The following is a 20,358-nucleotide window of genomic DNA, read 5'->3' on the forward strand; positions in this document are numbered from 1 at the left end:
TTCCCTATGCTGCTGAGCGAATAGCTGCTGAATCAGCGGCGTTGACGTCGTTTCTGACCACTTCTTGTCTGACATAGCCACGCAGGCCCTGTTGGTCGAATGCGATATAACGCACATCACCACGAATCAGTTTGAGCTCATTGCACTGGCGCACTGGCATATCGACATAAATGAGCTTGCTGTCGAGCTTGTCTTGCAAGCGGCACTCTACGCGGCAGAATGCGCCTAGAAACTCAACGCCCACCACTTTCACTGGCACTGCGTTGTTGTAATCCGTCACGAAGCGGATCTGCTCGGGGCGCACCGCGATATCAATGTAATCACCACTGCTAAGCTTGATATTGTCCAGCGTTGGCTTGCTGATCAGGCTTTCGCCAATACGCACCTGGCTATCGCTCACTACTGAGGTTTCGATAAAGTTCATACTGCCGACAAACTCGGCAACGAAGCGCGTGGCTGGCTGCTGATAGATCTCTTCCGGTGTGCCGACTTGCTCAATCACGCCATGGTTCATCACCACGATGCGATCCGCCATCGTCAACGCCTCATCTTGATCGTGGGTTACCATAATGGTGGTGATGCCGAGCTTGCGTTGCAATTGGCAGATCTCTTCACGCAAGTGAGTACGCACTTTCGCATCCAGAGCAGATAGAGGCTCATCCAGCAACAACAGGCCTGGTGATAGGGCCAGCGCGCGCGCCAATGCCACGCGCTGCTGTTGACCACCCGACAGCTGACTCGGATATTTCTGACCCGAGGTTGGCAAGCCGATCATATCCAACCAATACTCAACCTTCTCCATCGCCTCTTTGTGTGGCATCCCTTGGTTCTTAAGACCAATGGCAATGTTGTCTTGCACGGTTAGGTTCGGGAACAAGGCGTAAGACTGGAACACAATACCGAAGTCGCGTTTTTCTGGTGGGAGGAATGTGGTGTCTTTCCCCTCTTGTGAAATGGCGCCCGAGGTCGGTAGATCTAAGCCTGCAATCGCGCGCAGAAGCGTTGTCTTACCACAGCCAGACGGGCCGAGGAAACAAACAAACTCTCCTTTTTCAATCGCCAGAGAAATCTGTTTTAACGCAGTGAACTGGCCAAACTGCTTCACTACATTTTCAATATTCAGGTATGGTTGGGTGGTCATCTCTCGACACTCCTTGACATGGTATATACCAATACTAGAAGTGTAATATTGCATTGGGGTGACAGTTTTTTATCAAAACGGTTAAGAAAGGTTCGAGGGGCGGGGACGCGTTGCTTCGGGGAGCGAGGGGTTTGGCGAACGTTAGAGTTTCGTCACACCCAATAACTTTCAGTCGAATGGAGACTACTCGCTCCTCGTAGGGCGGAGCCCGTCCCCGCGCCTCGCACCTAAAAAAAGAGGCCGACACTCTCGCGTCAGCCTTTGTATTATCTAGGTTCGCTGAACCTTAAGAGCGTGGTTCAGATTTCGCGTCGAACTTGGCTGCCCATTTTTTCAGTACGTCAGCGCGCTCGTTGCCCATGCGGCCGAAGTCCATTTCTGCCATGTTTGACTCAACATCTGGGAAGTGAGCAACGGTCGCTTCAACCTCTTTGTGGCCAACCACTGGGTACATTTCTACGTACAGCTCGTTTGCCGCTTTTGAGATAGACCAATCAACAACACGCTGGGCTGCGTCAGACGCTTTTACTAGGCCTACTGCTTCAGATTCCCAACCGATACCCGCTGGCGTGATCACCTCTAGTGGTGCGCCTTGCGTCTTTAGTCGTGCGCCGCGGCTGGCCATAGAGATACCAATCGCAACCTCACCCATACCGGCTTCAACACATGGCTTAGAGCCTGAGTGCGTGTAGTGAGCGATGTTGTCATCAAGCTTTTGCATGTAGCTCCAACCTTGCTCTTCACCCATGTTTTGCAGCCATGCCGATACCTGCATGTAACCTGTACCTGATGAGGCTGGGTTTGGCATTGAGATGTGGCCCTTGTACTCAGGTTTTGTCAGATCATCCCAGCTAGTTGGCATTGGCAGATTGTGCTGCTTAGCCACGATTTCGTTGAAACAGATTGCGTTAAAGAAGGCATCATTACCGTACCACGCCTGCTCACCCTCTGGGTCGTTTAGGCTAGCGCGTAGGTTCTCAACACCCTTTGGAGTGTAAGCCGATAGGATACCTTCGTTCTTCAACAGAGCCATTGAAGAGCCCGCTAGGCCCCATACTACGTCTGCGTGTGGGTTGTCTTTCTCAGCCAGTAGCTTAGCGGTCATGATACCTGTTGAATCACGTACCCATTTGATTGAGATATCTGGGTTGTCTTTCTCAAATGCGTTCTTGTATTTCGCCAGGATGTCAGTTTCAAACGCGGTGTATACAGTTACTTCTTGTGCTGCAAATGCGTTAGTCGCTAGTAGAGAAACTAGGGCTGCGATTGAACCTTTAACAAAACGGTTGCTCATTATCTTCTCCAATAAAGATTGTGTAAGTTTGTTCGTCCGTAAATTTGGTCTGTACCAGATAACGCTAATTACACTAGTTTGGGGATGTGACGATTTTGTGAACGCTTGATGGCAGTTTTAAAACAGATTATGACAGTTTTATTCAGCGCACGATGCAAGAAAACACCGCATCTACCTGTATGAAAGTTTTATTAAGATCCGTCTTTGGGTATTTACCCGCCAATCCTGCCACTGCTAAAGTGCCACCAGATTGGTATAGTCCAAGAGACAGATTAACGATGAGAAACGATTACCTACTTTTAACACCAGGCCCTTTATCAACCACAGAGACTGTTCGCTCGGCGATGCTTAAAGACTGGTGCACCTGGGACGATGACTACAACAAAGATGTTGTTGAGGTTATCCGCAGTAAACTGACCAAGCTCGCGACATCACAACCTGGCTATACCAGTGTCCTGATGCAAGGTAGCGGCACCGCTTCGGTAGAGGCCGCCATTGGCTCAACAATGAAGCAAGACGATAAGCTATTGGTTATCGATAATGGCGCTTACGGTGCACGTATCGCGCAAATTGCGGCCTACCTGAACATCGACTGTCAGGTGATAGCTCCGGGTGAGACCACTCAGCCAAACCTCACTGAGGTTGAGCAGGCGCTAATCCAAGACGCTGGCATCACTCATGTGGCAATTGTCCATTGTGAAACCACTACCGGCATGCTTAATCCGATTGAAGCGGTAGCAAAACTAGCCAAGCAATATGGAAAAGTTGTCATCCTTGATGCGATGTCGAGCTTTGGTGGCATTCCGATGGATATCGGTGAGATGGGCATCGACTTTATGATCAGCTCGGCGAATAAGTGTATCCAGGGCGTTCCCGGCTTTGGCTTTGTGATTGCTAAGCTAGAGCAACTGGAGTTGTGTCAGGGGCGTGCGCGTTCACTGAGCCTTGACCTTTATGAGCAGTGGCACTGCATGCAGGCCAATCATGGTAAATGGCGCTTCACCTCGCCAACTCACACCGTGCGTGCCTTCTATCAAGCTCTGATTGAACTCGAGCAAGAGGGCGGTATCGAGGCTCGTCACCAGCGTTATCTAACCAACCAAACTACTTTGGTTGCTGGAATGAAAAAGCTCGGTTTTACGCCGCTGCTTGATGAGTCACTGCACTCACCGATCATTACCTCGTTCTACTCGCCAACCCACAGCGATTATCAATTTAAGCAGTTCTACCTGCACCTGAAAGAGCAGGGTTTTGTTATCTACCCGGGCAAGGTCTCCAACGCCGACTGTTTCCGTATCGGCAATATAGGTGATGTGCACCCGCAAGATATTGAGCGCCTGATTGAGGCCGTGGGTAAAGCGATGTACTGGGAGGTATCAGCATGAGCCTAATTACACCAGAGATGCACAGCGAGGATAGCGGCACGCACTTTCGCAGCGAGGGCGACATCAATACCACACCTGCTCGCCAGGCGTGGAACCAGTCATTGCAAGATGAACGCACGCAAGCGCTGCTAAAGCGCGACGAGGATGTGTTTCTTCATCAGGCGATGTCGACGCCATGTCTTGATACGCTCGAGGCGGCAGAAGGCATCTACCTGCAAGACACCACGGGCAAGCGCTACATGGACTTTCACGGTAATAATGTTCATCAGCTTGGCTATGGCCATCCACATGTGATCAATAAAGTCACCGAGCAGATGGCCAACCTGCCCTTCTCTCCACGCCGCTTTACCAATGAAACCGCAGTAGCGTGTGCGGAAAAGCTGACCGAGATCTGCGGCGGCGAACTCAACCGTGTGCTGTTTGCCCCAGGCGGTACGTCTGTGGTTGGTATGGCACTCAAACTGGCACGTCATGTGACCAACAACTTCAAAGTGGTTTCCCTGTGGGACTCTTTTCATGGCGCTTCTCTTGATGCGATTTCTGTCGGCGGCGAAGCCTGTTTTCGTGAGGGTATGGGGCCGTTAATGGCTGGCGTTGAGCGCATTCCGCCGGCGGTGTCTTACCGCGGCGCTTTCCCACGCCCAGATGCCAGCGAAGAAGAGCGCGATGTGCATTACGCCGACTACCTTGAGTACGTGATTGAGAAAGAAGGCGCTATCGGTGCATTTATCGCTGAGGCAGTGCGTAATACCGACGTTCAAGTACCAAGCAAAGCCTATTGGAAACGCGTGCGCGAGATCTGTGACAAGCACAACGTAATGCTGATCATCGATGATATCCCTAACGGCATGGGTCGCAGTGGCGAATGGTTCACCTACCAAGCCTACGACATCGAGCCAGATATTCTGTGTATCGGCAAGGGCCTAGGTGGTGGCTTAGTGCCTATCGCGGCGATGGTGACCAAAGATAAGTACAACACTGCGGCGCAAGTCTCATTGGGTCACTACACCCACGAGAAGAGCCCGATTGGCTGCGCCGCCGCTTTGGCGACGATGGAAGCGATTGAGCAAGAGCAGCTCCTAGACAAAGTCAAAGCCGACAGTGAGTTTGTTCACCAGCAGCTCAATCGTATGAAAGACACTTACCCCATCATCGGTGATGTGCGCGGTATCGGCCTATTGTGGGGCGTTGAGCTGGTGACTGATCGCGACACTAAACAGCGTGCATTTGCTGAGGCTGAAGCCGTGCTGTACCAATGCCTGAATAATGGCCTGAGCTTTAAAGTCTCCCAAGGCAACGTGGTGCAACTGAGCCCACCGCTGATCATTGAGCGCGCCGACTTACAGGCTGCGCTGGACATTTTTGAGTCAGCTATTCAACAAGTTAGCCAAACCTTCGGCTACCCAGTAGTGAAATAATCAAAGGAATCAACATGAACAACCCATCACAAATTCAAGCAGTCATCTTCGACTGGGCCGGCACTATTGTCGATTTTGGCTCTTTTGCCCCAACCTCGATCTTCGTTGAAGCCTTTAAGCGTGGCTTTGAGTTCGATATTAGCCTTGCAGAAGCCCGCGTGCCTATGGGACTTGGCAAGTGGGATCACATCAAAGCGGTCGGCAAACTGGAATCGGTTGATAAGCGTTGGACAGAAAAATTCGGCCGCTCGATGAACGATGAAGATGTGGATCGCATCTATGAGATGTTTATGCCCCTGCAAAAAGCCAAAGTATCAGACCATGCAGAGCCGATCCTCAATGCGGTTGAAGTGGTCAATAACCTCAAACAGCAAGGCATCAAAATCGGCTCTTGCTCAGGCTACCCACGCGAGGTTATGGATGTGCTGATCCCGGTTGCAGCCGACTATGGCTACCAACCAGACTGCATTGTCGCCACTGACGATCTCCCTCAAGGCGGCCGCCCAGCCCCATTTATGGCACTGAAGAACGTGATCGACCTTGGCGTAACCAATGTCGGCGCGTGTATTAAGGTTGATGATGCCGTACCAGGTATCGATGAGGGCCATAATGCCGGTATGTGGACCGTAGGCCTACTACTATCAGGCAACGAAGCAGGCTTAACCTTTGCAGAGTATCAAGCCGCAGATGAAGCAACACTAAGCGCAGCACGCGAAAAAGCCCGCTCAGTAATGCAAAAATCATCACCCCACTACCTAATCGACACCATCGCCGACCTACCACAAGTCATCGAAGACATCGAACGCCGCCTAGCTCTTGGCGAACGCCCGTAGGGCGAGAGGCGAGAGGCGAGAGGCGAGAGGCGAGAGGCGAGAGGCGAGAGGCGAGAGGCGAGAGGCGAGAGGCGAGAGGCGAGAGGCGAGAGGCGAGAGGCGAGAGGCGAGAGGCGAGAATTTTTTCCAACCTTCACCACCGCTGTCAAGTGCTACTCCACCTCTAGCGAAGCGTCCTCGCAGGGCAAAGCCCGATCTCGACTCTCGAATCTGAATAAGAAGCGAGAAGCGAGAAGCGAGAAGCGAGAAGCGAGAAGCGAGAAGCGAGAAGCGAGAAGCGAGAAGCGAGAAGCGAGAAGCGAGAAGCGAGAAGCGAGAAGCGAGAAGCGAGAAGCGAGAATTTTTTCAACCACTGCCGTCGCTGTCAAGTGTACTACCACCTCGAGCGAAGCGTCCTCGCAGTGAAACGACCTCGATTCTCGCCTCTGATTTATGCGCTAGCGTAAATCACGCTACCGTCTTTGATCAAATCAATAATCTCACGCGTCAACTCCGGCGGCAGCGCCGGACAACCCCAACTGCGGCCAAGGTAGCCATTACGCTGGATGAACGACTCAGTCGCATAGTCGGCGCCATGGATCACGATATAACGCTCACGCGCACGATCATTAATCCCTTGATTCAAACCATCAAGACGCAGCGAGTAACCGTTGCTTCCGTAGTAGGTATCATCGGTCAAGAAAGCGCCGAGAGAGGTTTTTCTTGAGTTGACCACGTTCGAAAAGCGCGTGGCATTCTTACCACCACTGTTCACCCCATGGGAAACATAGGTGTTGTACACCAACTCATTCTTATCCAAATCGATCACAAAAAAGCGTTTTTCAGTAGAGGGACGACTGTAATCGATAATGGTCAAGAGCGGCTTTCTACGCTCGCTGATTTCCTGATAAGCAAGGTACGCATCACGATAAAGCTCATAACTCAATACCCCTTCCAAGCCAACTTTATTAAACGTTTTTTCTATAACTTGTTCCGCCGGAGAAAGCTCACTCAGCGGATTATTATTGTGGGCAGCAACAGCCACCGCGGGTACGGCACAAGCTATCCATACCCCTAAAAGTGCAAAAATTTTCATTGTCAGAACAGCAAACTTGGCAATAAAAAGTGAACGTTAGTTATATATTTAACGAAATATACAATCCCCCAAAACTACTCAGTCCCCTACATAAGCAGGTGATTATGAGTAATTGTGCATAGTGAAATCCATCGAAGATGGTGTATTAATGACCACTTTGAGCCATTGATAATCTTTTCTTTTCCGTGACTTAACCGCGCGACGAGATAGTATATTATTTGATCGATCAATAAAACTGCAAACTCGTAATTTTACGACATCAAATGACCAGCAAAACCCAACAATGACGGGCAATAGAGCCTTAATTAGCAAAAATATCAATAACCTAACTCACCAAATTTACCGATCAAACTTTAATCAAAAAATGTGACAAAAGTTTTCACAATCCTGACAGTGGAATCGCTGATTAGGATGACCTAGGGACAATAAGCAACCAGGTTTTCACCCACCATACGAGGTGCTCGAAGCTACACCTATCGATGTGTTCCTCGCCCCTCGGAACGCAGTGAAACCCGCTCCCCGCCCCTTTGATTAACGCGCTAGGTCACGCGCGAGGATCAACGCCAAGCCGAAGATCTGCAAAAACAAGGCAATATTCTTATAGTGCACCAATTTCTCTTCCCAACTTTGGACCTGCTCTGCCACCTCAAGGTTATCCAAGTAATGGCTATCAATCCGATTGCGAAACTGCTGCTGGCTTTGGTCAATCGCGAGCATCACCTCACTGACTGTCTCAACAGACAACTCGGAAACCATGGTTGAGGTCCACAGTTGCAATTGATCGATCAAGCTCTGAGTTATCTTCGGATTCGCAGGCGCCAGATTAGCAAGGTGCATATGCAGCAGTGTCACCTCACGTTTACGCTCCAAGGTTTCCACACTGTTCCAATCTAGGGTAATAGCATACTGATTCTGCGCCTCTCTGGCCTTCAGGGCGCTGATGTTTTGGTTGATCGAGTCCAACACTAAGCTTGAGACTAAAATGGCCATGACGTTGAGTACTAAGCCAATCAAAACCAGCACCCACGGAGGGGGGATATGCTGTTTGAGGGTAGCGCCGTAGGATGCCATTTGATCTCCACATCAATGGGTATATGGGATCAATAATAGACATGAAATAAAAAAGGAGAGCACTCGGCTCTCCTTTAACAATAAATACACTTAAGTATCAGATATTATTCTTGGTTGTCACGGCGACGGCCATGACCGCGTTCGCCACGGTAGTTACCACGGTGGTCGCCACCACGGTTACGGTCGAAACGACGCTCACCGCCCTCACGGTTACCATCGCGATCACGGAAGCCACCTTCACGACGACCACCCTCACGACGACCGCCTTCACGGTTGCCACGGTAACCGCCACGGTCACCATCACGACGACCACGATGACCGCCATCACGGTTGCCATCACGACGACCACGAGGCTCACGGAAATCGTTGAAATCAACCACAACTGCGCCCGCTTCTTTCTGACGGATACGTAGTTTGCTTAGCTTGCCAGCCACTTCAGATGGCATTGCTTTTGGTAGCTGTACGTAAGTCTCGCCGCGGTCTAGCTTGATCGCACCGATAGAGCCTTTGGTTAGGCCAAGCTCGTTTGCTAGTGCGCCAACGATATCTTTAACCTGAACGCCTTGCTCGCGACCAACCTGAAGCTGGTACGTATCCCAGTCTTGAGTGTTGAAGTCACGGCCACCACGGTTACCATCACGGCCACCTTCACGACGGTCACGACGACGCTGCTTGTCACGCTCAATAGCCGCGATCATTGGGTCTTCGCCAATGTAGAATAGAGGACGCTTGCCTTGCTGACGCTTAAGAAGAATCGCAGCTAGGGTCGTTGCATCGATCTCTAGAGACTCTTGCAGCTTCTCGATTAGCTCAGCAAATTTCTCTAGTGATTTGTGTTCTTTGTCTGCTTCTAGCTCAGCCGCTAGCTTAACTAGACGTGCTTCTGCTACTTTATCGCGTAGTGGAAGTTGGATCTCTTCCATTGATGACTTAGTCACGCGCTCGATAGTGCGAAGCATACGCATTTGGTTAGTGCGAACCAATAGGATCGCTTTACCCTTACGACCGGCACGGCCAGTACGACCGATACGGTGGATGTATGACTCAACATCGAATGGGATATCGTAGTTGAATACGTGGGTAATACGCGGTACATCAAGACCACGAGCCACAACGTCAGTTGCAACTAGGATATCAATCACGCCTTGCTTGATGTTATCCACTGTGCGCTCACGTTGAGACTGAGGGATATCACCGTGCAGAGCAGCTGATTTGAAGCCACGTGCCGTTAGCCAGTCAGACAGACGCTCGGTGTCTTGGCGAGTACGTACGAATACGATTGACGCATCAGTCTCTTCGGTTTCAAGTAGACGAGACATAGCTTCGTCTTTCTCTACACCTTTAACAACCCAGAACTGCTGCTCTACTTTGTCTACTGTGTGGTTTTTACCCGCAACGTCGATAGTCACTGGCTCACGCAGGAAGCGCTCAACGATGTTTTTCAGCATCGGAGGCATAGTTGCAGAGAACAGTACGCGCTGCGCTGACTCAGGAGCGTGCTCCATGATCTCAGTTACGTCGTCAACAAAACCCATGTTCAGCATTTCGTCTGCTTCATCAAGAACAAACGTGTGGACTTCGTCTAGGTGTAGACGGTCGCGGTTGATTAGGTCTTGAACACGACCAGGAGTACCAACCACAACGTGCGCACCGCTTTTCAGTGCACGCATTTGATCGACGATTGAAGTACCACCGTAGATTTCAAGAACTTTGAGGCCAGAGATGTTCTTACCTAGGTTCTTCATTTCTGCTGCAACCTGGATCGCTAGTTCGCGAGTTGGAGCAAGAACAATCGCTTGAGGCTTACGCTGTGAGAGATCAAGCTTATTAAGAAGAGGAAGAGAGAAAGCCGCTGTTTTACCAGTACCGGTCTGCGCTTTACCTAGTGCGTCAACACCTTTCATTAGGTGAGGAATAGCCGCTGCCTGGATAGGAGTCGGAGAAACAAAACCCATTCCGTCAAGAGCAGAAAGGATAGAATCATTCAGCGATAGATCGCTAAATTTGATAACAGAATCTTGCATTGGGGATCCCATAAAAGATTAAACAAAAGGTCCCGCGAGCTCTACCAAATCCAATACCAATCCAATAAAGAGCTGATTCCATTCAGATGCGGATAAGTTTTAAATCGCATCAAGCACTAGGGACATCATCAAGGGCGGGGATTATTCCGCAAATACACAAAAAAAGCCAGAAAAAATTGAGGCTGCTCACATATTTTCTTTACACTTGTATGAAATGCAGCACAAAAACGCCAACGCAATCATTTTGTCGCAATTTATTGCTAACTCGCAAGCGATTCATGCTGTTCAACTTTTGAACACACCTCACGCTCAACATCGCGCTAAATGCCTTTTCCGTACACACAATAGTATAGATATTGTCACGTTCAATGATTATAGTGGGCGCAGATTCTGTAACTAACACCCGAGACTATGTTTCAAGACAATCCTCTACTGGCTCAACTTAAGCAGCAAATCCAAGAAAACCTGCCTAAAAAAGAAGGCACCATCAAAGCGACCGACCGTGGTTTCGGCTTTTTAGAAGTCGACAACAAAACCAGCTTCTTTATCCCGCCACCGTACATGAAAAAGTGTATGCATGGTGACAAGGTCAGTGCCATCATCCGCACTGAAAAAGAAAAAGAAGTCGCTGAGCCGCAAGAGCTGATCGAGCAAGGCGTGGGCCGCTTTATTGGTCGCATTAAGCTGTTTAAGGGTAAATTGAACGTAGTTCCTGATCACCCACAGCTGAAAAAGCTGTCACTGAAAGCAAAAACCAAAAAGGGTCTTAAGCAAGATCAGTTTGCCGAGGGTGACTGGGTTGTTGCGCACCTGATCCGTCACCCACTTAAGGGTGACAACGACTTCTTCGTTGAGATCTCTGAAAAAATCACCGATGCCAACGACAAGATTGCGCCTTGGTGGGTAACACTTGCACAGAACGATCTGCCAAATACCGAGCCTGAAGGCATCGAGAACTGGGTAATCAAAGATGATGCAGACCTTGAGCGTGTCGATATGACCCACGTGCCGTTTGTGACTATCGATGGTGAGTCAACCAAGGATATGGACGATGCCTTGTTTGCGAAAAAGACCGACAACGGTGACTTTGAGCTGACCATCGCTATCGCTGATCCTACTGCGTACATTGTGCCAGAAGATGATATGGACAAAGTAGCGCGCCAACGTGGCTACACTATCTATCTACCAGGTCGCAACATCCCAATGTTACCTCGCGATCTGGCTGATGAGCTGTGTTCACTGATCGAAGGTGAAGTTCGTCCAACGCTATGCTGCACCGTCACCGTGTCTAAAGATGGCGTGATTGGTGACGATATCCAATTCTTTGCAGCCAATATGAAGTCACACGCTCGCCTAGCTTACGACCATGTCTCTGACTGGCTAGAGAACGGCAGCTCAAAGCACTGGACACCAAGCGATGAGATTGCGCAGGTTGTGCGTGACCTTTACGACTTCTCACTGGCGCGTGCCGATTGGCGTGAAAACAATGCAGTGGTTTTCCCTGACCGCCCTGACTACCGCTTCGAGCTAAGCGAAGACAACGATGTGGTGGCTATCCATGCCGATATGCGCCGCAGCGCCAACCGCTTGGTTGAAGAAGCGATGATCACCGCCAACATCTGTGCTGGTAAGACGCTACAAAGCCACTTTGGCTCAGGTGTGTTCAATACCCATGCGGGCATCAAGACCGAGAAGCTGCAAGATGTGATTGAACTAGTCAACGCGGACCAAGCGCAGCCGTTTACGGTTGAATCAATCGCCACTCTAGAAGGCTTTGCTGAGCTGCGCCGCTGGCTATCAACGCAAGAGACAGCTTACCTTGATAACCGCATTCGCAAGTTCCAAACCTACAGCGAGGTCGGCAACGAGCCACTACCACACTTCGCCATGGGTCTGGATATCTACGCAACTTGGACATCGCCAATCCGTAAATACGGTGACATGATTAACCACCGCATGCTCAAAGCGCACATCATGAACAAAGAGCCAGTGCAGCGCCCAGACGAGACCGTCGGTGAAGAGCTTGCCCTGCACCGTAAGTTCCACAAAATTGCTGAGCGCACCGTGGGTGACTGGCTATATGCACGCACGCTATCTGAAGAGCCAAGCACACAGACAGCATTTACCGCAGAGATCTTCGATATCAACCGCGCGGGTATGCGCGTACGCCTACTAGAAAACGGCGCAAGCGCGTTTATCCCAGGCTCAGTTGTGCTAGACAACAAGCAGCGCCTTGCCTGCGACGGCGACCAAGGTACACTATCGATCGACAAAGAGGTCGTATACCGCCTAGGCGACACGCTTAAGGTTACGCTTGTTGAGGTTAACCAAGAGACGCGTAGTCTTGTTGCCAAACCTGTTGAAGTGTTCGCTGACCAACCGGCAGAAGAGCAGTAGCGAGAAGCGGGAGCGGGCTATCGCCCTTCGAGAGTCGAGGAGTTTGGCGCGCGCAGACAAATTGTCGCTATTCAGAACATAGTGTGCGCTCCCCGCATCTAATTTTAAGCCAGACATTTTGTCTGGCTTTTTTTACACCCTAAACAACAAGATACGCGAACGTTCCACTACCGACGCCATCTAACTTTGGGAACTGACACATTCAGCGCACGATGTTTTCCTCGCCTCTCGACTCTCGCTTCTCGCCTCTGTCTTTAAAGCTTTACACTACGTAACAACCTAATTCGTTCCCCAATTCGACAATCGTGCGCCAATCACTATCCTTGAGCAATAAGTCTTTAAAGAACAATAGGATGTGTATTCATATGGATAATGAGCACTCACTAGTAGAAAACCTGCTAGCACTGGTCACCGGGTGCGCTTTGGTGTCGCTTGGCGTGGCTTTGTTTAATCAGGTGGGCCTGCTTACTGGCGGGACAGCGGGTTTGGCGCTGTATATCACCAAGATCTCTGAGCTCTCCTTTGGCCAGGTGTTTTTTGCCATTAACCTGCCCTTTTACCTCTTATCAGTCACCCGTATGGGTTGGCGCTTTACCATCAACACCTTTATCGCCGTGACTCTAGTGTCAGTGATGGTGGACTACCTTTACCTAGTTATCGATTTTGCTATGGTCAACGCTGTCTATGGCGCAGCAATGGGCGGCACTTTGATTGGCATGGGCATGCTTGTGATCTTTCGCCATCGTATGAGCCTAGGCGGATTTAATATCCTCGCGCTGTTTTTACAAGAGCGGTTTAACCTACGCGCGGGTAAAGTTCAGATGGGCCTAGACTGCACCATCGTCGCACTCTCACTGCTGATCATGCCGTTGTGGATCATCGGCCTTTCGATTGGCGCAGCTATTCTGACCAACCTGATCCTAGCAATGAACCATAAGCCCGGCCGCTACAACCCTGCGGGCTACCCTAAGGGGTAGAGGCGAGATTTCAGCGCGCTGTGAACTTTTCGCACCTAAAACATAGGGGGGCGAGGTGCGTGGACGGGCTTTGCCCTACGGGGAGCGAGGTGTTTCTAGCGCGCTTCGAGCTCCTCGCTCCTCGAAGCGCAGCGTACCCGCACCCCGGAGCGAAGCGAACCTGTACCCCAAAGCGCAGCGTACTTACTCCTCGGAGCGAAGCGTACCTGGCGAAAGCCGGTTACCAAAAACAACCTTTCGGGTCTTTTTCTACTTCACGGATCAAAGCCGTTAGGTCGTTGCTGCTGGCTAGGTAGGGGTAGTGCATCCAATCGGAGAGGGTTTGTGGGTTTTTGATGGTGTCTGACTCAACGGGGATTTGTAACTCCCATAGCTTGGTATCCTGGTTCCATACAATGCGGGCAACGCCTGTTGAGTAGTCGCTGTGGGCGGAATCAAGGAGATAGTGGCGCTTGATAAACTCAACGCCATTGGGGATCGCTTCAAAGCACGACACGCCAAAGTCGACCGGTAGATTACGATTGCGATTATGGCATGCCGCGCTCGCTCGGCTCTCGACTTGCCTTTGCAGTAAGTTGACTAAACTCATACAAACTCCCTGTGCGAAACGTCCCCGCAGCCCGAACGTCCAAGGCCGTTATAGGCGGTACGAATCTCAATCCAATTTTAGACTACCTGAACCACCACCAGGCAAGTTTTCAAGCAGTTTAAACACCAACTGATAGACTACGTTTTACTTTGCCATTGATTTGGCTACGGGATCTACTATTTTCCTCTCGGCAGCTTCACAGTTCCATAAAAGTGTCGCAAGATAGCGATAGAATCATTAACCGGCTAACACATGGAGAGTAGTATGTATCGAGTATTAATGGCACTGGTTTTGTCTCTGGGACTCACGGTGAGCTCAGTGATGGCAAAAGAAATCACCATTTCAGGTTCGACGTCCGTGGCAAGGTTAATGGACGTGCTGGCAGAAGAGTATAACCGTAGTCACCCAGAATCGTTTGTTGCTGTGCAGGGCATCGGTTCTACAGCAGGGATTACCTTAGTCGCTAATGGCGTAGTCGAGATCGCCATGACATCTCGCTATCTGACCGAGCGAGAGCAGCGTGCTGAATATACTGTCACCCAACTGGCCCATGATGGACTGACCGTAGTAGTAAACAGCGCTAACCCCGTGGGTAATCTCACCCGAGAGCAGCTTTATGACATTTACAAAGGCAAAGTGACCAACTGGAAGGCGTTAGGTGGACATGACCAAACCATTGCCGTTGTGACTCGAGAAGCCTCATCCGGTACACGTTACAGCTTTGAGAGCCTGCTTGGCCTGACCAAAGTGATCAATGATCGCTCTGTCTCTGCCATTGACCCAAACAACTTGGTTGTGAACAGCAACAGCATGGTCAAGACGATTGTGAATCACAATCGCCAGGCGATTGGTTTTATTTCTACGGGCTCGGTGGATCGCTCAGTCAAACCCGTCTTGTTTGAGGGTATTGAAGGGGACAATGACAGTATCGCAATGGGTAAGTATCAACTCTCTCGTCCATTTCTCTTGGTGTATAACCCAGAGAAACTCAGCCAAGAGGGCAAGCAGTTTCTTGCTTATTTGCAAAGTGAGCGCGCTCGGGAATTGATTGAGGAGCATGGGTATACTCCTCTAGCAAAGGATGAGTAATCCTTTGAGGGGCGAGGCTCGGGTACGGGCTTTGCCCTACGAGGAGCGAGGAGTTCAAGGCACGCGGTCAAATACTCGCTCCCCCGCTCCTTTATTGGTTTCTTATACGACAAAGCCGAGCTTGTGCTCGGCTTTGTGAATATTGGGGCAAATCAGAAGTGTAATTGGATCACTGAGGTGACTACGGCGCCAGGGCGGCGGACGCCTTCGATTTGGACCTTGATCTCGCGTTCGATTTCTAGGCCTTTTTTGATTGGGGTCACCTTGGTTAGGGTACTCTCGGCGCGTACTCTGTTGCCTGATTTTACTGGGTACGGGAAGCGTACTGAGTTCAGGCCGATATTGACCACCATCTTCGCCGTTGGGAAAAGATTGTTTCCTGGGTCGACTGAGTCGGTGAGACGCGGGAGCAGAGCCAGGGTCAAAAAACCATGGGCAATCGTGGTTTTAAATGGCGACTCGTCGGCAGCGCGTTCAGGGTCGGTGTGGATCCACTGCTGATCTTCTGTTACCGCACCAAAGTTATTGATGCGCTCTTGATCAACTGTTATCCAGTCACCGGTGTGGATGACCTCACCAAGTTTGGTTTGCAGCTCGGTGTAGAGGGCTTGTGCCTCTGGTTTGATCTCAAAGGTCGGCGCAGCGGGCTTTTCAACCGGCTCAATGCTCGGCTCGTTCACCGCTGGCTCGCTCAAATCTCTCAGGCGAGTAAACAGGGCGCGATTGTTCGCTTTGCTACGGATCTCATGCCAATATTCAAGAACACTTGGAGATACCTTCCGCAACAGCTCCTCTTGATACTTAGAGACCGCTTCACTGCGATGTTTAAAGATGTCCACAACTTTCATAAATACCTCAAAAAATCATTCCAGAAAAAACTGGACAGACCACAATTTTACTCGCTTATGGTCAAGGTGCAAAAGGTTTGTTGCGAACACGCGTATGCCGAAAGGGTTATTTCTCTTTAATATCATAACCTTATAAACCACACGCTATTTTATAGTTGGTTTTAGTCTTGCTTGGCTAATTTAGGCCGCTTGTAATGGTCTTTAGACACAGATGACCGTTTGGTTTCAAAATGTGAAAAGCCTTGAATTTAAGGAATAATCCGGTTACATAGTTCTTATAACTCAATGATTAGATCTGAAGAAAACCTATGATTACAAAATGGGCACAACGCTTTTACCAAATGGCACAACTGGTGGGGTCGTGGAGTAAAGATCCCTCGACACAAGTCGGTGCTGTGATCACCAAAAATAACCGTATTGTCTCGGTGGGTTTCAATGGCTATCCACACGGGATCTCTGACAGTGCTGATACCGATGATCGCGACATGAAGTACCTAAAAACACTGCATGCCGAAGAAAACGCGATCCTGTTTGCTAAGCGCGACCTCGATGGTTGTGACATCTGGGTGACCCACTTTCCTTGCCCAAACTGTGCCGCCAAGATCATTCAAACCGGCATTGCTGCCGTGCACTGCCCAGAGCAAAGTGAGGACTTTCTGTCACGCTGGGGAGACAAGATTAAGGTCAGCCAAGATATGTTTCTCCAAGCCGGAGTCAAGGTCAACTGGCTCCCTATCGATCAGCTTGAGCAAGCTTAGTTGAATGCATCAGCCCCTTCCCTAGCCCAAGCTTTGCTTGGGCTTTTTTCTATTAACCCGCTCATATCTGCGCCAATCGGCCATCTTTGACTCACGCTGTCATCATTCCTTAACGTTAAGCTGGTTAAATCGGCGGCATCTTAGGAAAGTTGCACGTGCTTTGCACCCACTGCAGCTTCATTAATGCATGGAGTTCCCCTTTGGCACGCACCACTCTTAGCGAGAAAACCCTTAATAACCTTCAATCGGTCGAGTATCAATGGGTGCGAACCATGTACGTTGAAGGCTACAACGACCAAGAGATCAATCACTACATCCAAACCTGTTTTGGCGGTGATGACCTGTTTGCCGACCTCTTCCGCCGCGTCGCCCTTGACCAAGAGAGCTTGTATATTCTGCTCCAGCACCTTGGTTGTGCGCCTTCGAATAAAGAACTCTAAACCACAGGTTCGAGGTGCGGGGACGGGCTAACGCCCTACGAGGAGCGAGGAGTTTGGTGCATGTGGTGAACGCCTCATACCTCTTAACAAAGCACGCCTTTACCCTCTAAAGAACTTCGCCATACTCCCTTCTAGCTTCAGTTCATAACAAACCATGAGCTATGAAAGGCTGACAGCACAAAAAAACACCTCGCTACTCGGAACGAAGTGTAACCCGAACCCCGCCCCTATTTTTTATGTTTGAAAAACATAAAAAAAGCCCGGATGTAAATCCGAGCTCTCGTTACAAATTACTGTCGCGGTTACAACTAGTAAGGAATACGTTGACAGCCAGCTATGCGTAACTGCAAAGGTGTTGATTTCACTAACATGTCGGCGGCCAAACCAAAGTTTCTTCTTAACCTAATTCCACATCAATCAAGAAGAGTTAATCAAATCAACTGGGTGACCCGAAGGCCACCCTGTTCGTTATTATCCTTTAACACCACCGGCGGTTAGACCACCAACCAACCAGCGCTGTGCAAGCAGGAATACGATTGTGATTGGGAATGCTGACAGCACGGCTGCCGCTGCAAAGTCACCCCACAGGTAGTTCTGAGGGTGTAGGTATTGCTGCATACCCACTGCTAGTGTGTACGAGTTTACATCAGACAGTAGTAGTGATGCTACCGGTACTTCACCCACCACCATGATGAACGACAGAATAAATACAACCGCTAGAATTGGCACAGACAGAGGCAGAAGAACCAGTCTGAATGCCTGCCATGGCGTCGCACCATCCAGTGCTGCTGCTTCTTCTAGAGAACCATCAATCGTCTCGAAGTAGCCTTTAATAGTCCACACGTGCAGTGCGATACCACCTAGGTAGGCGAAGATCAGACCACCGTGGGTGTTCAAGCCAAGGAATGGGATGTATTGACCCAACTTGTCGAACAAGGCATACAGAGCCACAAGCGCCAGTACGGCTGGGAACATCTGGAAGATCATCATCGCTTTAAGGATGGTGTTCTTACCCTTGAACTTCATACGCGCAAACGCGTAAGCCGAAGTGGTAGACAGACACACAATCAGAATCGAGGAGATACCCGCAACCTTGATTGAGTTCCACAGCCAGGTTAGTACTGGGAACGGCGGTGGTACGATAGTGCCGTCCGCTTTCTCAACCGAGAAACCCAGAGCCAGTTTCCAGTGCTCAAGAGATGGATTCTCAGGGATCAAGCTACCCGTTGCGAAGTTACCCTCACGGAACGAGATCGCAATGATCATCAGCAGTGGGAAGATGATAAGCGATAGGAATGCCCACATAGCGATGTGAGTTGCCCAAACGCGGTATTTTAATGATTTTCCTTGTACCATTGCCATTTTGAGCCTCCTTAGTCTTGAGCTACTTTAGTGACACGTAGGTTCAACAGTGCGAGTGCGCCTACCAATAGGAAGATGAGCGTCGCGATTGCACTTGCTAGACCGAAGTCTTGACCGCCTGCACCCTCGAATGCGATTCGGTAGGTGAAGTTAACCAGAAGGTCGGTATGGCCCGCAGGCTCGGAGGTACCAATCATATTTGGACCACCATTAGTCAACAACTGAATCAGTACGAAGTTGTTGAAGTTAAATGCGAAACTTGCAATCAATAGCGGCGTAAGCGGCTTGATCATCAGTGGCATAGTGATCTTGGTGAAGTTCGAGATAAAGTTCGAGCCATCAATCGCCGATGCTTCATACAGGTCATCAGGGATCGCCTTCAATAGACCCATACACAGGATCATCATGTAAGGGAAACCAAGCCAGGTATTGACGATAATAATCATCAATTTTGCCAAGAACGGGTCTGAGAACCATGATGGGCTGATACCAAATAGGCCCTCGAGCACCATGTTGACCTCACCAAAGCTCTGGTTAAAGAGACCTTTAAAGATCAAGATCGAGATAAACGCAGGCACGGCGTAAGGCAAGATCAGTAGGACTCGATAGATAGCGCGACCTTTTAGCGCTTCCCATTGAACCACACTGGCCAAAATCAAACCGATGATCACGGTTAGGCCGACACTCACGGCAGAGAATACGATGGTCCAGATAAAGATGCTGATAAATGGCTGCTTGATGCCATCATCTTTCCACACACGCTCAAAGTTATGGCTACCAATACCAACGATAAAGCCCGGTGCCACTGTATTGCCGGTAAACTCACCGTTTTCGTCGACAGGCTGATAGAAACCGGTTTCCATGTTTGGCTGTAACCATTCGCCTGTGCTGTTGTTGATGAGACCTTTGCCATCTTCTTGCAATGTGTAGAGAGGCTCAACCGCAGCGAACTTGCGCAGGCCACTCATACGGATGGCGTCACCCGATGGGAACACAAGGTCGATACCGGAGAGTTTAGAGCGCAGGGCGATGATGTCTTTGATCACCGCTTTGTCGCCCTGCTCTGCAGAAATTGGGGTTAATTCAAAATCTTGGTCAGCCAGCTCAGACTCTTTGAACACGGGAGTTGCCAGAAGCTCATCATCCTTGTTGACGATGATTTGATGCCCCTCACCCACGTGGTATAGGTTGAATGAGTAGCTATCGCCACTTTGGTAAGTGCGATCTAAGAGTACGCTCTGGGCGCGTTCAAAAGAGAGTTGGTTCTTGGCACTATAGTTGGTAAAAGCAAGACCAACGGTATAGGCAAGAGGGAATAGGATGAACAGAATCATCCCCGCGATACCTGGGTAAATGTAACGGTGGGCGTATGTCTTCTTACTACCGAATATAAACAGGGCAAGTGCCGTTAATATTAGGGTTAGCAGAGCAAAAGCCAACTCACCACGCGAATACATCAAAATTGTCGCGTAACCATTAACCAAACCGACTAGGCCAAGTAAAGACCATTTAATAAACACACTCTTACTTGACGGCATACTCGGTGCGGAAGATGTCATCACATCTGTACCTTGAACTGACTGCATAGAGAAACCTGCTAGCGAATAAAAAATAAAAAAATAGAGAAATAAAGGAGGGGTTACCCCCTCCTAAAAAA

Annotated in this window: 17 protein-coding genes; 8 read left to right on the forward strand and 9 right to left on the reverse strand. The window is 49.8% G+C overall.

What is annotated here, in order from left to right:
- Positions 1-4 precede the first annotated feature (4 nt).
- Together ACSTTG_RS12425 and ACSTTG_RS12430 are read right to left on the reverse strand one after the other, a co-directional pair.
- The gene (locus ACSTTG_RS12425) at positions 5-1,141 is read right to left on the reverse strand and encodes a putative 2-aminoethylphosphonate ABC transporter ATP-binding protein (protein ID WP_438475039.1); all 1,137 of its coding nucleotides are present in this window, start codon (positions 1,139-1,141) and stop codon (positions 5-7) included.
- 286 nt (positions 1,142-1,427) lie between these two features.
- Positions 1,428-2,435, reverse strand: a complete 1,008-nt coding sequence (locus ACSTTG_RS12430) for a putative 2-aminoethylphosphonate ABC transporter substrate-binding protein (protein WP_438456817.1) — start codon at positions 2,433-2,435, stop codon at positions 1,428-1,430.
- A gap of 278 nt (positions 2,436-2,713) precedes the next feature.
- On the opposite strand from ACSTTG_RS12430, the gene phnW reads away from it, so the two are divergent.
- The 3 genes from phnW to phnX are packed head-to-tail and all read left to right on the forward strand — an operon-like array spanning position 2,714 to position 6,071.
- Entirely contained in the window at positions 2,714-3,820 is a 1,107-nt protein-coding gene (gene phnW / locus ACSTTG_RS12435) for a 2-aminoethylphosphonate--pyruvate transaminase (protein ID WP_438475040.1), read from the forward strand.
- Between the two features lie 17 nt (positions 3,821-3,837).
- Positions 3,838-5,238 (forward strand): aspartate aminotransferase family protein, encoded by a 1,401-nt coding sequence (locus ACSTTG_RS12440; RefSeq protein ID WP_438475083.1) that lies wholly within the window; start codon positions 3,838-3,840, stop codon positions 5,236-5,238.
- A gap of 14 nt (positions 5,239-5,252) precedes the next feature.
- The gene (gene phnX, locus ACSTTG_RS12445) at positions 5,253-6,071 is read left to right on the forward strand and encodes a phosphonoacetaldehyde hydrolase (RefSeq protein WP_438456815.1); all 819 of its coding nucleotides are present in this window, start codon (positions 5,253-5,255) and stop codon (positions 6,069-6,071) included.
- A gap of 430 nt (positions 6,072-6,501) precedes the next feature.
- Here the strand turns inward: phnX and ACSTTG_RS12450 are convergent, their stop codons facing one another.
- From ACSTTG_RS12450 to ACSTTG_RS12460, 3 genes are all read right to left on the reverse strand, one after another.
- Positions 6,502-7,146, reverse strand: a complete 645-nt coding sequence (locus ACSTTG_RS12450) for a murein L,D-transpeptidase catalytic domain family protein (protein ID WP_438456814.1) — start codon at positions 7,144-7,146, stop codon at positions 6,502-6,504.
- A gap of 531 nt (positions 7,147-7,677) precedes the next feature.
- Entirely contained in the window at positions 7,678-8,217 is a 540-nt protein-coding gene (locus tag ACSTTG_RS12455) for a DNA mismatch repair protein (protein WP_438475041.1), read from the reverse strand.
- 104 nt (positions 8,218-8,321) lie between these two features.
- A complete protein-coding gene (locus tag ACSTTG_RS12460; RefSeq protein ID WP_438475042.1) occupies positions 8,322-10,241 on the reverse strand; it encodes a DEAD/DEAH box helicase in 1,920 nt (639 codons plus the stop codon).
- Positions 10,242-10,652: 411 nt separating this feature from the next.
- Between ACSTTG_RS12460 and rnb the strand changes: the two genes are divergently transcribed.
- Together rnb and ACSTTG_RS12470 are read left to right on the forward strand one after the other, a co-directional pair.
- A complete protein-coding gene (gene rnb, locus ACSTTG_RS12465) occupies positions 10,653-12,638 on the forward strand; it encodes an exoribonuclease II (protein ID WP_438475043.1) in 1,986 nt (661 codons plus the stop codon).
- A 365-nt stretch (positions 12,639-13,003) separates the two neighbouring features.
- A complete protein-coding gene (locus ACSTTG_RS12470) occupies positions 13,004-13,615 on the forward strand; it encodes a YitT family protein (protein WP_438475044.1) in 612 nt (203 codons plus the stop codon).
- Between the two features lie 220 nt (positions 13,616-13,835).
- Here the strand turns inward: ACSTTG_RS12470 and ACSTTG_RS12475 are convergent, their stop codons facing one another.
- Positions 13,836-14,204 carry a DUF3024 domain-containing protein gene (locus tag ACSTTG_RS12475; protein ID WP_438475045.1) on the reverse strand — a complete coding sequence of 123 codons (369 nt, stop codon included), beginning with the start codon at positions 14,202-14,204 and terminating at the stop codon, positions 13,836-13,838.
- Positions 14,205-14,468: 264 nt separating this feature from the next.
- On the opposite strand from ACSTTG_RS12475, the gene ACSTTG_RS12480 reads away from it, so the two are divergent.
- Complete coding sequence (locus ACSTTG_RS12480) at positions 14,469-15,293, forward strand: phosphate ABC transporter substrate-binding protein (RefSeq protein WP_438475046.1); 825 nt, start codon at positions 14,469-14,471, stop codon at positions 15,291-15,293.
- Between the two features lie 152 nt (positions 15,294-15,445).
- Here the strand turns inward: ACSTTG_RS12480 and ACSTTG_RS12485 are convergent, their stop codons facing one another.
- Positions 15,446-16,141, reverse strand: a complete 696-nt coding sequence (locus ACSTTG_RS12485; protein ID WP_438475047.1) for a MaoC family dehydratase — start codon at positions 16,139-16,141, stop codon at positions 15,446-15,448.
- A gap of 308 nt (positions 16,142-16,449) precedes the next feature.
- On the opposite strand from ACSTTG_RS12485, the gene ACSTTG_RS12490 reads away from it, so the two are divergent.
- Both ACSTTG_RS12490 and ACSTTG_RS12495 read left to right on the forward strand, forming a co-directional pair.
- The gene (locus ACSTTG_RS12490) at positions 16,450-16,899 is read left to right on the forward strand and encodes a dCMP deaminase family protein (RefSeq protein ID WP_438456804.1); all 450 of its coding nucleotides are present in this window, start codon (positions 16,450-16,452) and stop codon (positions 16,897-16,899) included.
- A 200-nt stretch (positions 16,900-17,099) separates the two neighbouring features.
- Positions 17,100-17,339 (forward strand): hypothetical protein, encoded by a 240-nt coding sequence (locus ACSTTG_RS12495; protein WP_438475048.1) that lies wholly within the window; start codon positions 17,100-17,102, stop codon positions 17,337-17,339.
- Positions 17,340-17,810: 471 nt separating this feature from the next.
- On the opposite strand, the gene malG is transcribed toward ACSTTG_RS12495, so the two are convergent.
- Complete coding sequence (gene malG, locus ACSTTG_RS12500; RefSeq protein WP_264876050.1) at positions 17,811-18,701, reverse strand: maltose ABC transporter permease MalG; 891 nt, start codon at positions 18,699-18,701, stop codon at positions 17,811-17,813.
- An 11-nt stretch (positions 18,702-18,712) separates the two neighbouring features.
- Positions 18,713-20,287 (reverse strand): maltose ABC transporter permease MalF, encoded by a 1,575-nt coding sequence (gene malF, locus ACSTTG_RS12505; RefSeq protein ID WP_438456791.1) that lies wholly within the window; start codon positions 20,285-20,287, stop codon positions 18,713-18,715.
- Positions 20,288-20,358: the final 71 nt, after the last annotated feature.

Origin of the sequence: Vibrio glycogenivorans (assembly GCF_051660965.1) — a bacterium.
Taxonomy (GTDB): domain Bacteria; phylum Pseudomonadota; class Gammaproteobacteria; order Enterobacterales; family Vibrionaceae; genus Vibrio.